The organism is Streptomyces sp. NBC_01408 (genome assembly GCF_026340255.1).
Classification (GTDB): domain Bacteria; phylum Actinomycetota; class Actinomycetes; order Streptomycetales; family Streptomycetaceae; genus Streptomyces.
This window is the reverse complement of record NZ_JAPEPJ010000002.1, coordinates 378,686-394,025: the sequence shown is the minus strand read 5'-3', so window position 1 is coordinate 394,025 and position 15,340 is coordinate 378,686. Positions and strand designations below refer to the sequence as shown.

General features: G+C 68.7%; 12 protein-coding genes and 1 pseudogene. 4 read left to right on the top strand and 9 right to left on the bottom strand.

Features of this window, described 5'->3' with window-relative positions:
- Window positions 1–37: 37 nt before the first annotated feature.
- The 6 genes and pseudogenes from thpD to OG447_RS24165 form a co-directional block, all read right to left on the bottom strand.
- Window positions 38–940 carry an ectoine hydroxylase gene (thpD, locus tag OG447_RS24190; protein ID WP_266939303.1) on the bottom strand — a complete coding sequence of 301 codons (903 nt, stop codon included), beginning with the start codon at window positions 938–940 and terminating at the stop codon, window positions 38–40.
- A 51-nt stretch (window positions 941–991) separates the two neighbouring features.
- A complete protein-coding gene (locus tag OG447_RS24185; protein WP_266939302.1) occupies window positions 992–1,396 on the bottom strand; it encodes an ectoine synthase in 405 nt (134 codons plus the stop codon).
- Window positions 1,397–1,427: 31 nt separating this feature from the next.
- Window positions 1,428–2,696 (bottom strand): annotated as a pseudogene (ectB, locus tag OG447_RS24180) (diaminobutyrate--2-oxoglutarate transaminase).
- Window positions 2,697–2,805: 109 nt separating this feature from the next.
- Window positions 2,806–3,357, bottom strand: coding sequence for a diaminobutyrate acetyltransferase (gene ectA, locus OG447_RS24175; protein WP_266939301.1), 552 nt, complete (start codon window positions 3,355–3,357; stop codon window positions 2,806–2,808).
- Between the two features lie 337 nt (window positions 3,358–3,694).
- Entirely contained in the window at window positions 3,695–6,199 is a 2,505-nt protein-coding gene (locus OG447_RS24170) for a SpoIIE family protein phosphatase (RefSeq protein WP_266939300.1), read from the bottom strand.
- Between the two features lie 820 nt (window positions 6,200–7,019).
- Window positions 7,020–7,298, bottom strand: coding sequence for a hypothetical protein (locus tag OG447_RS24165; RefSeq protein WP_266939299.1), 279 nt, complete (start codon window positions 7,296–7,298; stop codon window positions 7,020–7,022).
- A 327-nt stretch (window positions 7,299–7,625) separates the two neighbouring features.
- Here OG447_RS24165 and OG447_RS24160 point away from each other — a divergent pair, with 327 nt between their 5' ends.
- Window positions 7,626–8,075 carry a hypothetical protein gene (locus OG447_RS24160; RefSeq protein ID WP_266939297.1) on the top strand — a complete coding sequence of 150 codons (450 nt, stop codon included), beginning with the start codon at window positions 7,626–7,628 and terminating at the stop codon, window positions 8,073–8,075.
- Window positions 8,076–8,408: 333 nt separating this feature from the next.
- Here the strand turns inward: OG447_RS24160 and OG447_RS24155 are convergent, their stop codons facing one another.
- From OG447_RS24155 to OG447_RS24150, 3 genes are all read right to left on the bottom strand, one after another.
- Complete coding sequence (locus OG447_RS24155; protein ID WP_266939296.1) at window positions 8,409–9,320, bottom strand: hypothetical protein; 912 nt, start codon at window positions 9,318–9,320, stop codon at window positions 8,409–8,411.
- A 286-nt stretch (window positions 9,321–9,606) separates the two neighbouring features.
- Complete coding sequence (locus tag OG447_RS32365) at window positions 9,607–10,086, bottom strand: serine hydrolase domain-containing protein (RefSeq protein WP_353962241.1); 480 nt, start codon at window positions 10,084–10,086, stop codon at window positions 9,607–9,609.
- A 114-nt stretch (window positions 10,087–10,200) separates the two neighbouring features.
- Window positions 10,201–10,383 carry a hypothetical protein gene (locus OG447_RS24150; protein WP_266939295.1) on the bottom strand — a complete coding sequence of 61 codons (183 nt, stop codon included), beginning with the start codon at window positions 10,381–10,383 and terminating at the stop codon, window positions 10,201–10,203.
- A gap of 767 nt (window positions 10,384–11,150) precedes the next feature.
- On the opposite strand from OG447_RS24150, the gene OG447_RS24145 reads away from it, so the two are divergent.
- The 3 genes from OG447_RS24145 (at window position 11,151) to OG447_RS24135 (ending at window position 15,318) form a co-directional block, all read left to right on the top strand.
- A complete protein-coding gene (locus OG447_RS24145) occupies window positions 11,151–12,695 on the top strand; it encodes an alpha/beta fold hydrolase (protein WP_266939294.1) in 1,545 nt (514 codons plus the stop codon).
- A 12-nt stretch (window positions 12,696–12,707) separates the two neighbouring features.
- Window positions 12,708–14,315, top strand: coding sequence for an alpha/beta fold hydrolase (locus OG447_RS24140; RefSeq protein ID WP_266939293.1), 1,608 nt, complete (start codon window positions 12,708–12,710; stop codon window positions 14,313–14,315).
- 112 nt (window positions 14,316–14,427) lie between these two features.
- The gene (locus OG447_RS24135) at window positions 14,428–15,318 is read left to right on the top strand and encodes a DUF4436 family protein (RefSeq protein ID WP_266939292.1); all 891 of its coding nucleotides are present in this window, start codon (window positions 14,428–14,430) and stop codon (window positions 15,316–15,318) included.
- The last annotated feature ends 22 nt before the right edge of the window (window positions 15,319–15,340 follow it).

Genomic DNA, 15,340 nt, shown 5'->3' with positions numbered 1-15,340 from the left:
GCGTGCGACCCGGGGGCAACCTTGCGTCGGTCCGAGATCAGCGCACGGGGGTGAAGTCCTTCGAGGCGATGTATCCGGGGCGGCGCACCGGGGCGGCGAAGGGCTTCGCCGGGCGGTTCTCGACGCTGTTGAAGACGAGGAACACGTTGCTGCGCGGGTAGGGCGTGATGTTGTCACCCGAGCCGTGCATCGCGTTGCAGTCGAACCAGGTGGCCGAGCCCGCCTTGCCGGTGAAGAGCTTGATGCCGCAGGCCGAGGCGAACTGGGTCAGCGCCTCGTCCGACGGGGTGCCGGCATCCTGCATCTGGAGGGACTTCTTGTAGTTGTCCTTCGGCGTCGCACCGGCACAGCCCAGGAAGCTCCGGTGGGAGCCGGGCATGATCATCAGGCCGCCGTTGGTGGCGTGGTTCGGCGTCAAGGCGATGGACACCGACACGGTGCGCATGTGCGGCAGGCCGTCCTCGGCGTGCCAGGTCTCGAAGTCGGAGTGCCAGTAGAAGCCGCTGGCGCCGAAACCGGGCTTGACGTTGATCCGGGACTGGTGCACGTACACCTCGGAGCCCAGGATCTGTCGCGCGCGCCCCACGACGCGCGGATCGGCGGCGAGGGAGGCGAACACCTCGCTGATCCGGTGGACCTCGAAGACGGAGCGTACTTCCCGGGACTTCGGCTCCACGATGGAGCGCTCGTCGGCCAGCGTCGAGGGGTCACGGAGCAGCCGGTCCATCTCGGACCGGTAGACGTCCACCTCGTCGGGCGTGATGAGTTCGTCGACGGACAGGTAGCCGTCGCGCTCGAAGCTCTCCAGTTCGTGGGCCCAGATGGGGCCCGGCGTGCCGGGCTCGGACCAGACGACGGGGTCCGTGCGGCCGGTGAGCACCTCCTCGGAGCGCCTGGTCGGATACAGGTCGTTCACCGCGCGGGTGGATGCGTAGGTCATGGTGGTGCCTGCCTCTCCTCTCTGTGCTTTCTCTCTGAGCGTTTCCGTGGGTCAGCTGTGGTCGGGCTCGGTGAGCAGCGGGTACACGCCGTTCTCGTCGTGGTCCTCCCGGCCGGTCACGGGCGGGTTGAAGACGCACAGGCAGCGGAACTCGTGCTTCACGCGCAGGGTGTGCCGCTCGTGTCCGTCGAGGAGGTACATGGTTCCCGGCGTGATCGTGTAGGTCCGGCCCGTCTCCTCGTCCGTGAGTTCGGCCTCCCCCTCCGTGCAGACCACGGCCTCCACGTGGTTCGCGTACCACATGGAGGTCTCGGTGCCGGCGTACAGGACGGTCTCGTGCATGGAGAAGCCGACGCGTTCCTTGGCCAGGACGATGCGCTTGCTCTCCCAAGTGCCGGATGCCGCCCTGACGTGGCGGTCGGTTCCCTCGATGTCCCGGAACGAGCGGATGATCACGGTGGTGCCCTTCGTGGTGTGGGGGTTCCGGTCAGGCGGCTTCGCGGACGGAGCGGGCGAGGACGTCGAGGCCCTCGTCGAGTTCGTCGCCGCTGACGGTGAGCGGCGGGAGCAGCTTCACGACCTCGCCCTCGGGACCCGAGGTCTCGAGGAGGAGACCGTGCTCGAAGGCCCTTCGGCACACCTCTGCGGCGCGCTCCTTGTGGGTGAACTCGACGCCCCAGACCAGTCCGCGGCCCCGGTACGTCGCGCCCAGCCGGCCGTGTTCGCCGCACAGCTCGCGCAGCGCGCTCTCGACGCGCCCGCCCTGGACGAGGGTCCGCTCGCGCAGGACGCCGTCGCCCCAGTACGTCTCCAGTGCCGCGGTCGCGGTGACGAAGGCCGGGTTGTTGCCGCGGAAGGTGCCGTTGTGCTCGCCCGGCTCCCACAGGTCCAGTTCGGGCTTGAACAGGCACAGGGACATGGGCAGTCCGTAGCCGCTGATGGACTTGGACAGCGTGACGATGTCGGGAGTGATGCCCGCCTCCTCGAAGGAGAAGAACTCGCCGGTCCGGCCGCAGCCCATTTGGATGTCGTCGACGATCAGCAGCATGTCGCGGCGGCGGCACAGGTCCGAGAGGGCGCGCAGCCATTCCGCGCGGGCCACGTTGATCCCGCCCTCGCCCTGGATCGTCTCGACGATGACGGCCGCCGGATGGTTGAGCCCGGAGCCCTGGTCCTCCAGCAGGCGCTCGAACCAGAGGAAGTCGGGGGTCCTGCCGCCGAGGTAGTTGTCGAAGGGCATCGGGGTGCCGTGGACCAGCGGGATGCCCGCGCCGGCCCGTTTGAAGGCGTTGCCCGTGACGGCGAGTGAGCCGAGCGACATGCCGTGGAAGGCGTTGGTGAAGGACACGACCGACTCGCGGCCCTTGGCCTTCCGCGCCAGCTTGAGTGCCGCTTCGACGGCGTTGGTCCCGGTGGGCCCCGGGAACATCACCTTGTAGGGCAGCGCGCGGGGTTCGAGGACGTGGGACCGGAAGGTTTCGAGGAAGGTCCTCTTGGCGGTCGTCGACATGTCGAGAGCGTGCGTGATGCCGTCCCGCTCCAGGTAGTCGAGCAGGGCCCGCTTGAGGACGGGGTTGTTGTGGCCGTAGTTCAGGGACCCTGCGCCCGCGAAGAAGTCCAGCTAGCCGCGGCCGTGTTCGTCGTACAGCCGGCTTCCCGTGGCGCGCTCGAAGACGACGGGCCAGGCGCGGCAGTAGCTGCGCACCTCGGACTCCAAGGTCTCGAAGACGGACAGGACCGGCTCGGTCATGGTCAAGGCAACTCTCCAGTCGGCGTGGGGGTTTTCGGTACGGGGTGTTCGGCGTGGTGGGCCCGACGGCTGTCGACACGGCTCGCGGACGGCGGGCTGCCGGGCGCAACCGGGATCAGAAGTGGAGCGGCCCGATACGGTGCAGGACCTCCGGGGCGTGCCCGCCCTCCGGGAACTCCTCTGCGGCGAACAGCACTTCGCGCGTGAGGGTGGCGCCGTGCCGTGCGGCGTACGAGGCGAACAGCCGCTCCGAGGCGAGGTTTCCGGGGGAGATGGTGGTCTCCAGGTAGCTCAGTCCGTGTTCCGCAGCCACACGGGCAGAGAGGCCGTCCAGCAGGGCCCTGGCGATGCCCAGGCCGCGGACGGATTCGTCGACGGCGACCTGCCAGACGAGCAGGGTTCCGGGGCTTTCGGGCCGCAGGTATCCGCTGACGAATCCGACGGCCCGTCCGGACGAGTCGCGAGCCACCGCGGATGTGCCGGCGAAGTCACGGCACCAGAGGAGATAGCTGTAGGCCGAGTTGAGGTCCAGGGTCCTGGAGTCGCGAGCGAGGCGCCACAGCAGGGGGCCGTCACCTGGGCGGGGGCGGTCTATGTGCGTCGTCGAGGTGGTCGAGGTGGTCGGGAGGGTCTTCCGGTAATGGGCCAGTTCTCCATGAGCAGTCATGCGGGCCGAAGTTACCTAGACCTGGAGCAAATTGCACGGCCTCAGGGGGTTATGGAAGCGGCATGGGCTGTGATAGGTGCAGACGCCTTGCAGAGGTTGTGAAGCGCTGGCAGAGAGCCTAGATTTCTATGAAAAACGCCGAAATTTCCACCCTGCCCTCGATTCCATAACGAGCGGATAACGTCTTTGTCCTGTCTCATTTTTGCCACTTGAATGTGATGTCTTCGTCGGCCGGTCCGGGGTTTCGTTCACTGCTGCGCGGTTATAAGCGTGAGGCAGGAGCCGCCTCCCTCCGTAAGCCACCGTCCGACCGGCGACTCCCGGCCAGGCCGGACGGTCAAGCGAGGGGCAGGATCTGTTCGGACCAGACGGTCTTGCCTCCCATGGCGTAGCGGCTGCCCCAGCGGTGCGAGAGCTGGGCGACGATGTACAGGCCGCGACCGCCTTCCTCGGAGCTCCTCGCACGCCGCATCCGCGGTTGTGTGTTGCTGGAGTCCGAGACCTCGCACGTCAGGGTGTCCGCCCGGATCAACCGGAGCCGGACCGGGCCACCGGCGTGACGGATGGCATTGGTGACCAGCTCGCTGACGATGAGCTCTGTGCTGAAGGCAAGCTCATCGAGGTCCCAGGCGGTCAGCTGGTCCAGGACGAGATGGCGCGCGTCGCCGACGATCGCCGGGTCGGCGTCGAGCCGCCATGTCGCGACGGAGCCGGCATCCACCATGCGGGTACGGGCCAGCAGGAGGGTGACGTCGTCCCTCAGCCTGCCCGGCGGCAACCCTTCCACGATGTCGTGCCGGGCCTGACGCAGCGGCCGACCGAGTACGTCCGCGCGCAGCAGTCGGTCCGCCAGGTCGCGCATGCCCTGGTCGATGTCCCCTTCTCCGCGTTCGATCAGCCCGTCGGTGTACAGGGCGAGGACGCTCCCCGGCGGCAGTTCGCGTTCGACCGGCTCGAAGGGCCAGCCACCGACCCCCAGGGGCGGCCCGGGGCTCAGCTCGACGTACTCCACGGTTCCGTCCGGGCTGACCACGGCCGGAGGCGGGTGTCCGGCGCTTGCCATGACGCAACTTCGGGTGACCGGGTCGTAGACGGCGTACAGGCAGGTGGCCCCGGCCGGTCCGCTGGGCACCGGCATGCCCGCGTCGCCGTCATCCGCGTCGTCGCTCTCGGCCTCGGCAGCGACTTGCAGGACCATGTCGTCCACGTGCGCCAGCAGTTCCTCGGGTTCCAGCTCCAAGTCCGCCATCGCACGTACGGCGCTGCGCAGGCGTCCCATCATGGCCGTGGCGTGCAGCCCGTGGCCGGCGACATCCCCGACCACCAGGGCGACACGGGCCGACGACAGCGGGATGACGTCGAACCAGTCGCCGCCCACTCCGCTGTCCGCGTCGGCGGGCAGGTAGAGGCTGGCGGCTTCCAGTGCGGCTGTTTCCGAGGTTGCCGGCGGCAGAAGGCTGCGCTGCAGGCCCACAGCGGTGCGGCGTTCTTTGGTGTACCGCCGCGCGTTGTCCACGGCGACGGCCGCACGGGCCGCGATCTCCTCCAGAAGTGCCAGGTCGTCCTCCTCCAGCGGGGGAGTGTCCCCCGTACGCCAGAGCGTGAGCCTTCCGAACCTGATGCCCCGTGCGCACAGCGGCGCCGTCATCGCCGAATGCGCACCCGGGACAGCGGTGGCCCACTCCGGGGCAGCGTCGCTCTCGGGTCCCGTGGGTCGGGTTCCGAGGCCGGTGATCAGCTCTCCCTGGCACTCCCGGGACCCGGGCGCGGCCGGTTCGGGCACTCCCGCCTCGGTCACGGTCGGGTGGGGCGCGGCCGTCGGGTGGGCAACGGCCGTGGCGAGAGGAGCCGTGAACCGGGCCGTACCCGTACGCAGCGCGTCTGCTTCCGCTCCGGCGACGGCCATCCGGATCAGGGGGAGCGTGAGATGCCCGTCAGTGGGTGGTTCACCGCCGCTCAGAACGGTCTCGGCAAGATCCACCGCGGCGCAATCGCCGAACGAGGGCGCCAGCACTTCGACCAGGTCCTCGACGGTGCGCAGGACGGACAGCGAACCGCCCAGCGCTCCGGTCGCCCGGTACAGCAGGTCCAGGCGCCCGCGCGACCGCTCGTGGTCGGTGACGTCGGTGAACACCGTCGCCACACCCATCGGATGTCCGGCGGGTTCCTGTAGCCGGAACGCCTGGATGGTCACGACCCGGCCGCCTCTCGGGTCGTCCAAGGTGCGCACGGTCGTGTTGAAACCGATCAGGGGGTTCCCGCTGCGCATGACCTCCCGCAGCCGGTCGTCGATGATCCGCGCGTCCTCCGCCCACAGGAAGTCGGCCAGGCGCCGGCCGTTCAGTTCGACGGGCACCCCGGTGTACGGCAACAGGTGCGTGTTCGTCCGCAGCAGGCGCAGGTCCGCATCGAAGACGGCCAGGCCCACTCGGCCCTGCAGGAACAGTTCATGTGTGAAGGCGTGGTCCTGGCGCCATTGGGTGACCAGGTCCAGGGGGGCGCCGAGTACGAGGCAGCGGGCCGCGTCCCCACGCGCGCCGTCGTTCAGCGGGATGACGCGGAAGCCGATCTCCAGCTCGCGTCCTGAGCCGTGTCGCAGTGTGGCCCGGCCCTCCCACCCCTCCTGCTCCCCCTGCCTGCCCTGAGCCAGAACCGCTTCCCAGCGGCCCGGGTCCGCGAGCAGGTCCCGTGCCGGCCGGCCGCACACGTCAGCGGACCGGCGCTCCAGGAGGGCTTCGGCCGCCGGTGTCCAGGCGACGATCGTCCCGGCATCGTCCAGGAGTGCCGCGGCCGTGTTCGTGACGGCGAAGGGATAATCCTGGTTGCTCTCAGTGGCGCGCATGCGTGCCCATCTCGTCCGCCGGTCCCGCTGTCCTCATGCTGGTCGATGTCCGGAACGAGAGCCAGAGGCGTTGCGCCATCCGGTACCGCTTCAGGCGTCAGTCAGAGTGTCTCGCGAGCATCCGTCCGGTGCGCGACTCCGCGGGCGCCAATGCTGACCATTTGCTGACGCAGGAGGGTCCAATACGTCCCTGACCTGTATGAAGTCGGATCTCGTGTTACGTTCTGGAACTGGATCGGCCGGAGCAACGAGGAGATCGTCCAGTTCCGCGAGGACTCCTCGACGGCGCCAACCTGGTCCACCTGTTCAAGGAGCATCTCGACCTCGACGTCATCCCGGGCCCCGTGCCTCCCAAGCGCCGGCCTCGCTGACGACGTGCCTATGGCGTGAGCCCTGGGCGCTCCACGATGGACTTCGGCGCAGTGCCCAGGGCGAGAAGGACGGACGCTCCGGAGAGGGCTGCCAAGACGGCAAAGAGAGTCGGGTATCCGCCGAGGAGGCCGACGAGGGCGGCGCCGGCCCAAGGGGCGAGGGCTGCGGCGATGTGGGCGGGGGCGCCGAGGAGTCCGGAGAGGCATTTCCTCCAGTAACCCGCACGATGGTGTCGGCCAACCGCGTCAGAGCCCTCTGCCAGTGACCAGGCCCGCGCCCCCGGGCACCCCTCGGCGGGCACCCGCTGCGGCTGCCCTGATTCATCCTCTGATCTGGGCCGCAGCTGCTTAGCGTTGGTCTTCGGCGAGAACTACTGAGACCCCAATAAGCCAGCAGGATCAGCATCACGGGCAACCCGCTCATTGGCCAGGCCCGCCGGCCCGCTCCGTCAGAACGGGCGGGGTGACATGACGTGATCCTCGGCTCCCGGGACCTCCACAATGCAGCGCGGTACGCCGGGAGCGGGTGTCACCCGTACGGACACCGGGGTCGGCGGATCTGTGGGCAGCTCGACGCGCACGGCCACAGGGTGGTCGTCGTGCGTCGTGCCGTGACCGGTCTCCTTGCCGTCGACCAGAACGTCCACCACGACCGTGTGGCCGGTCTCGACGGTGGCACTGACCGAGTGCCCCACGTACTCGACGTGGAAATGATGGCGTCGTCCCATCGGTGTCGCCTCCAGCTGATCACCCAGACCGGCGCCCCACCTCAAGCGTAGGCACGGAGCCGTCATACGGCCTGCCCGGCATTGCGCCGCGCCACCCGCGTCCCAGCGACTGGTCCCGGAGCGTGGCAGGGGGCATCATCACAAGCCGCGACGGAATTCGGAGTGTCGACCGAAAGCCGGCAGACCATGACGGACACCCCCCGATGGACCGCCAAGCCATCCACGACGAGTTCGAGCGCGCCCGGCTGACCTTCCACAGCTTGATCGACGGGCCTCCTCGGCAGACCTCGCCAAGGCAACCGACGTCACCCGCTGGACCAACAAGCAGTGAGCAAGGTGTTCGCCCGGCTGTTGAACGCGGCCACGGCCCCGTTCGACTTGATCAACTACGCGGGCCCCTGCGGCGCGGCCAAGGTCTACGGTCCCCGCCGGATGGGTGCCGCCATCGACCGCGTCATCGCCTCTCTGCACCGGCACCTCGAAGCGGAGACCGAGCCCGGCCTGGCCCGCGGCATGCACTACCCGGTCCGGTGGGATCCGTTCTTCAAGGACTTCATGACCCTCGGCGACATCTACCGGTACCCCACCCAGCACTTCGATTTCCATCGCCGCCAGCTGACCTTGGGCAAATTGTGCGGGCAGGTCGATCGGGTCGCCGTACCGCTGACACCGCTCGAAGTCCGTGGCGGCGCGGGCCCCCTCAGGGGAGTCCGGATCGGTGATGCCCAGTGCGATGTGGAGAGGTTGGTCGCGGGCGGCTCCCGAGTACGCGGGTAGCACCACCACTCCTGCGTGCGAACCGGGACCGGCCGTGATGCGGAAGGTGTAGTGCGGATCCAGCTCGGCCAGACGATCACACAACTGACCCAGTCTTGAGGCTGCCTCGGCTGCCGTGTCGACGGGGGAGATGCGAGTGCGGGCAAGCTCCTGGAGCAGGTGGCCAAGTTCGGCATGGTGGTCGGCGAAGTAGAACCTGCGCACTGCTGGATGTTCCACGAGCCGGGCCTTGATCAAGGTGGCCCCGCGCCATGCGAGGGGGAAAGCGTACTGCCCTTGGAGGCCGGCAAACCGGGCCTCCTCGGCGGGGTTGAAGTTCCGGATGAACCACGGTCAGCGGCGCCGAAGGCCCTCACGGACTGAGGCGAAGATGGGTTCTGCTACCCCTGTCGCACGCCCAAGGGTCGTAGTGAAGGCATGGACATGTTCCCGGACCCGGGCTTCTGTGCCGACCGGGAGTGCGAACATGGCGGCACTGTCCTCGGCTCGTGTCTCCAACTGCGCTCGATCGTTCTGATAGTTCACCCACCCACGGCGGAACTCGGCGCGGGCGGCGAGGAGCACCTCCGGCGGGATGCTCTCCGTCTGGAGGCGTCGCGTGACCTCGAGTTTGAGCATCCACAAGGCTACTGCGTGGTCGAAGGTCATCGGCATTTCGGGGAGTCCAATGGCCCGCTCGTCCAGGCGCGGCAGTCCGTCGTCCCGCCAGGGCGAGGCAAGGTCCCGCATGGCTGGCCCGAGCAGGTCCCAGCGAGGCTGCTTCGTCCTCTCTCCCTGAATGAGCAGGGCCTCGACGTGACGGCGTTGGCGCTTTCGGGCCTCGGGGTGGGCGAACTGATCGACGATCGCACGCGCTGCGGCCTGGCGCCGTGCTGCACTGCTCACGCCGGCGCTTCGCGCGTATGTGCGGAACCCCCGGAGGGCTTGTTCGTCCGTGATCACGGTGTCGTAGGTGAGCCAGATATGGAGGTTGACAGGCACGACTGTGTGATGCGGGACGCGGGTCAGTGGCGACCGTTTCTTCGCTTCGATGATTTCGCGGAAGAGGCGACGCTGTTCCGGCAGGAACACCCTGGCCGCGCTGCCGCGCTGGGTGAACTTGCGGAATGCGGGTGGCGCGAGCAATCCGTGCTCCACCCAGTCCTTGATCATGCGCGTGCTCGCCTGGGCAACGCCAAGCTCTCGTGCATCGGAGACCAGGTCCTCGGTGGTCGCCGGGACCGCGTCCTCCTGATAGTTGGTCACGCTGTGGAACGTACACCGAGATTCGGCATCCGCGACGCGACTTGGGCAGGGCCGAGTGGCGATGGTGAAGGCGTGCTCAAGGCACACCCCCGCGCCGAGGCGCTCTTGGCGGGAACTTCGGTACGGGGGTTGACCAACCCACTGCTTTGAAGGGCTGTCATGTCTCAACGTAAGCGTCGATCCGCAGGTCGGCCAGCACGCACTCGCCGGAAGGCTGATGCCCCACTGCGCTCGCTCCTTCCCGGAGCCCTGCAGGCGGGTGTATGCGCGCTCGCTGCGTCCGCCGTCACCGGGGTGGTGGATCTTGTCCTAGGGGTCCTTCGACTTCGTTGAGACGGGCACCCTGACAGGTAAGGGCGCAGCTCCCTGGCCCCAGAGCCCCGGAGCCCCAGAGCCCTGGGGCCAGGGAGACTGCGTGGCGCACAGGGGCAGTCCGGCAACCAGCGGGACCGGGCTGCCTACCCCTGCCTGGGTACTGAAGGTGCCGCCCGTCCAACAAGAGGACGGCGTCTGCGGTGAATTGCTTGGAGTTGGATGCCATGTCGAAGACCGTCTTCGAGGTGATGGCGCGCCCGGTCGTCAGATCGGCTTTCCCCCTCCCCGCCTCCCAGACAACGCTTCCCTGCATGCCGACAGCTGCCGCACAGCCCGGGCCATCAGGAGAAGGCACCAGCTCCTGGAGAACATCTGCGCTGCGTTTCTCGCGGTCATCGCCGGTCGCGTATGCCTGCGGCCCTGCGACTCCGGCCAGTACAAGCACGACCATGGAGCCCCCAGCGGCGCACAACGACGCCATCCGATTCACGGACACCACCTTCTTTCTCTACTCGGAACGAGGGGGGCGATCTCGAACCTCGGGGGCTTGAGGTCCTTGAGGCAGTCAATTCGTCAGACCGTGAGCGGTCTGGCCGACGACCTGGACCGAGCCGGCGGCGCGTGCCAGGGCACAGCGCTCCGGACGTCCGCGGCCGAGTTCCTTGATCGCCGCCGGGACGTCGACGAGCGGAATTGCCTTGGCGACCGGCGTGTTCAGCGTCAGCGGCTGGGACTCCAGCTTGCGCACCTGCTCGTTCAGGGTGCGCTCGAGGTCCTGGTAGCGGCTCCTGCAGCGCGGCTCCGCCGAGCAGGCCTTGTAGAGGTAGTCGAGCAGCCGGCGCCCCGATACGGAAGCTGCTCTGCCATGTGATCCCGTTCCTCTGCCGATCGACGGCTGCCCCGCCGGGCGATGCCGTGGCGGTGCGGGCGGAACGCATGCAAATTCAACGCTAGCGGGTGGTCCGAAGACGCGCACAAGCGACGGGAAGCGGTCACCAGTATTCGCGGCCGCTTGGCCAGGTGTCGCTGCCATCTCCGGCCGTCGCTGGATATGTTCCATAAGAGGGACAGGAAGACGGCGAGGGTCGGTGAGGCGCCCTCGGGTCCTCAACTCGGAGCACGACGAGCACTGGCGTCGCGGCGTGCCTGGCGGCGACGCCCAGGAGGCGGAAGCGGAGGGGTGGCCGGTCTCGCTCGCCGCCTTTCCGCTGGGGCAGTGAGCCACGGACCGAACCGCTCCGGCAGATCCGCATTCGTCAGATCACCCCGCCCCATCCCACCAGGGTGAGCGCCGGACGGCAATCACCGCAGGAGCTCCGAGAAACGCCCTTGGTCCGGGAACTACCCGGTGGACGGCCGGGGACGGCCGGGGACGGCCCGGGTCACGGGTTGTCACTGCTCCGCGTGGCGGGCGTACGCGCCACCCGGTAGCGTCGAAAACGGTGTGTTCCGTACAAACCGCTGCGGCCTGGCCCGGCAGGGCCGCCGCCGATGTCGGCAGAGGAACGAGATCACATGCCAAAGCGCAGCATCCCCGCGGTGACTGCCGGGGCAGCTCTGGTCTGTCTGGCGGCATTCGGCCCCACACCCGGCAGCGCCGCGTCAGCACCCGCCCAGCCCAGCCCGGCAGGCTCGTCCCGGTTCGTGCCCGGCTCCTGTCCGAAGCCGCCCGAGCCCATCGAAGCGCTGAGCGATGCACGCTGCGGCTTCCTCGAGGTCCCCGAGAACCGCTCCCGCCCCGGCGGCCGGACCATCAAGCTGGCCGTGGCCGTCATTCAGGCTGTCACCCCGGCGAAGCCCGCACAGGCCCCCGTGGTGTTCATGGCGGGCGGCCCCGGTGCCGACACGTTCGACGACATTCCGTTCCTCGTCGACTCCGGCCTGAACAAGGACCGGGAACTGATCATCATGGCCCAGCGCGGCAACCTCTACGACCAGCCGAACCTCGCCTGCCCGGAGGTCGACCGGTTCAACGCCCAGGCCGTCGGCCTGGGCTACGACGCACAGGAGGCAGAACAGGTCTTCCTGAAAGCGGTGAAGGACTGCCGGGACCGCCTGACGGCCGACGGCACAGACTTGAGTGCCTACAACACCACTGAGAACGCTGCCGACTTCGCCGACCTGCGCAAGGCGCTGGACATCCCCCAGTGGAACGTCTACGGCTACTCCTACGGCAGCAATCTGGCCCTCACGTACCTGCGCCTGCACCCCGAGGGAATCCGCGCGTTCGCGATCGACTCGATCACCCCTCCCCAGGTCGTGACTCTGCCGTGGACATGGGGCAGCACCGCCGAGGGGATCGACAACATCTTCGAGGCGTGCGCGGCGCAGCCCGCCTGCAAGGACCGGTACCCGGACCTCCCCCGCACACTGACGGAGCAGGTGCGCAAGCTGGAGGCACAGCCTCTGACGCTGGACGTCCCGCCGCCGAACGGAGGAAAGCCGGTCAAGGTCGTCCTCGACGGGGGCGCGCTGCTGAACCTGATCGTCGCCTTCAACCCCCGGCCCAAGGATCTCCCGGCGGCGCTCGAGGAACTCAGCGACGGAAACCCGGAGCGCTTCGCGAAGGCCCGCGCGGCCGGCTCGGTCCAGAAGGTCGGCGAGTTCGCCCACGGCCTGACGAACTCGGTGGTGTGCAGCGAGTGGGCGCCGGGGTACTCGGAAGCCGACGTGCTGAAGGCGGGGCGCAAGACCTATCCCGGGTGGCCGGACACGGTCCTGGCCCAGGTGCCGCAGCTTCCCTTCCAGTACCCGGCGTGCGGGATCTGGAACGTTCCGGACCGCGCGTCCGTCCAGCGGGTGGCCACGGTCAGCTCCGTACCGGCGCTCGTCATCTCCGGCACGTTCGACGTGAAGACCGGGGCGAGTTGGGCGAAGGACGTCGCCCGCAACCTGTCCGGCTCGACTGCGATACAGGTCCCCGGAATCGGCCACTGGGTGGTCCCTCAGTCGCCTTGCGCGCAAAGCGTGCTGGCCTCGTTCTTCGCTCACCCGACCGCGCCCGACACCAGTTGCGTGGACGGTCTCGAGCCCGAACCGTTCACGATCATCCCGAACTAGCCGGGAGGGCAGATGACACGCCATCAAGCGCACCGTCGTCGCCGCACCGCACGACGACTCCTGGCCACGTCGGCCGGCGTGGCGACCGGTCTTCTCGTCACCGGCCTGCTCTCAGCGCCCGCTCAGGCCCAGCCCCACGCCGACGACGGCACCGGAGCACCGATCGGCACGACCGCCCGGACGGTGGGCGACGCCCGCTACGAGCCGGGCCCCTGCCCGAAGACACCGGAACCGATAGAGGAGCTTGAAGGCGCCCGCTGCGGAACGCTCACCGTGCCCGAGAACCGCGTCAAACCAAACAGTAAAACGATCAAACTCGGTGTCGCGATCGTGCCCGCCGCGGCCGGCACACCGAAACCCGACCCCATCGTCTGGCTCGCGGGCGGACCCGGAGACGACGCGGTGGGGGAGGCGAAGATGGCGATCGGCGGCGGCCTGAACCGCGACCGTGACGTGATCCTCATGTCCCAGCGCGGTACGTACTCGGCCGACCCGACGGCCCTCTGCCCCAACATCGACGAGTTCAACGCACGCGCGGTCGGCCTCGTCTACGACGCTCCGTCCACCGAACGCCTGCACGTCGAGGCCACGAAGGCCTGCCGCGACGAACTGGCGGGCCGCGGGCTCGACCTCAGCGCCTACAACGACACCGAGAGCGCCGCCGACTACGAGGACCTGCGCACCACGCTGGGCATCAAGCAGTGGAACCTGTACGGCATCTCCTACGGCACCCACCTGGCGCTGGTCTCCATGCGCCTGCACCCCGAGGGGCTCCGCTCGGTGGGCATCGACGGCATACTGCCGCCGTCCAGGGCCGGGTCGGCGGCGACATGGAGCAGCGCCCGGCAGGGCATCGACGGCCTGTTCAAGGCCTGCGCGGACCAGCCGGCGTGCAACAGGCGCTACCCGAACCTGTCCGCCACCTTCGACAAACTCGTCAGCGACCTCGAAGCCAAGCCGGTCACCACCACCGTCACGCTCCCCGGCAACGACAAGCCGGTGAAGGTCGTACTGGACGGCGGAGCCCTGGTGAACTGGATGACTTCCGCCACCCACGTGGCGCCCCAGGTACCCGCCGCCCTCGAAGAACTGGCGAACGGCAAGCCGCAGCGGATCGCCCAGCAGTGGGCAAGCGGCAAGCTCAGCCCGGCGGCCATGGGCAGGGTCGCGCACGGTCTCGTCTACGGCGTCTTCTGCAGTGAGTGGACGCCGTACGAGAGCCAGGAACAGGCACTCCGGGGCGGACAGAAAGCGTTCCCGTCGTTCCCCCGCTCGGTGCAGGCCCAGGCTCCGCAGCTCACCTTCCTCCGCCCGGACTGCGACGTCTGGAACGTCCCCCCTGCGGCGCCCTCGATCCGGGACGTCACGCGCGGCGACATCCCCACCCTCGCCCTGTCGGGCAGTTTCGACTCCCAGACCGGGGCGGACAACGGGCCGTACGTCGCCCGCACCCTGAGCAAGGCCAAGGTCGTCACGATCCCCTACCAGCCGCACGTGGTGTTCGCCACGTCGAAGTGCGCTCAAGAGATCGCCCTCTCGTTCTTCGAGAACCCGGACGCGCCGAAGACCGGATGCCTGAAGGGCCTCGAGCCGCCTGAGTTCGAGATCGCTCCCCGATAACCGCTCGTGGTCCGCTTCGAGACCCCGTCCTGGTCGCCACGACGGGCGACCAGGACGCTCCCGGCGTCGGGCCGGGCGTGTCCGTGCCCCTTCCCACCTCGTCGGAGTCACCATGGCCCCAACCTGGGACTCACGTCACCCACGCCGCTCCGGGGCCTCGATCCTGCCGGTCCTGCTTCCCATCGCGGTCCTCATCGTGGTGGCGGTGGCCGTGGGGTCGTGGCTGCAGTTCACCGAGCGACAGGCGCTCGATACGGTCCACACGGTCGGATCCCAAGTCACCGACCGGGTGGACGTGGAGGCCAACGTCCAACGCGTCGACGCCGCGGCCAGAGAGCTGGCACTGCGGGTCCGGGTCACCGCGCGCGGGACCCTCGGCGAGGAGGAGGGGACCGCCCCAGTGGCTGATCTCAGCCTCCAGACCTCCGCCCAGACCCTCGGCGACCTGGAGTTCAAGGCGCACGAGCGGCTCACGACCAGAGACGTGCAGGTCGCGATCACGGACGGATCGATCAGCGACTACCCGTTCGATACCTACGAGACCGACATCGAGTTCTGGGCCCAGCTGGATGGCAAGCAGGTGCCGGTGCGGATGCTGTTCTCCAACAGCGACACGCTCTTCTCGATCTCCGCGACACCCACCTCGCCCGAGCAAGAGGCTGCCGGCGTGGCGCTGGGGCTGGCCCGATCGGGCAGCCTGCTCGTCTTCGTGGTCTTCATGATGGCCGTGATGTGGGCGCTGGCGGCGTCCGTGCTCATCGGGGCCTGGTACCTGACGACCCGCGGAGAGGGCCTGGTCTGGGCCGCCCTCGGCTGGATGGCCGCCACCCTGTTCGCCCTCTCGGCCTTCCGCAACAACGCCCCCGGCACACCCCCGATCGGCTGCGTGATGGACTGGTTCGCCTTCCTGTGGGCCGAAACCGTCATCGCCCTCTGCCTGATCGCCGTGGTCGTCACCGGCGTCCGCACCGCCCTCCAACACGACGACACCCATCCCACCTGACGGTTGTCCGTCCGGGATTTCG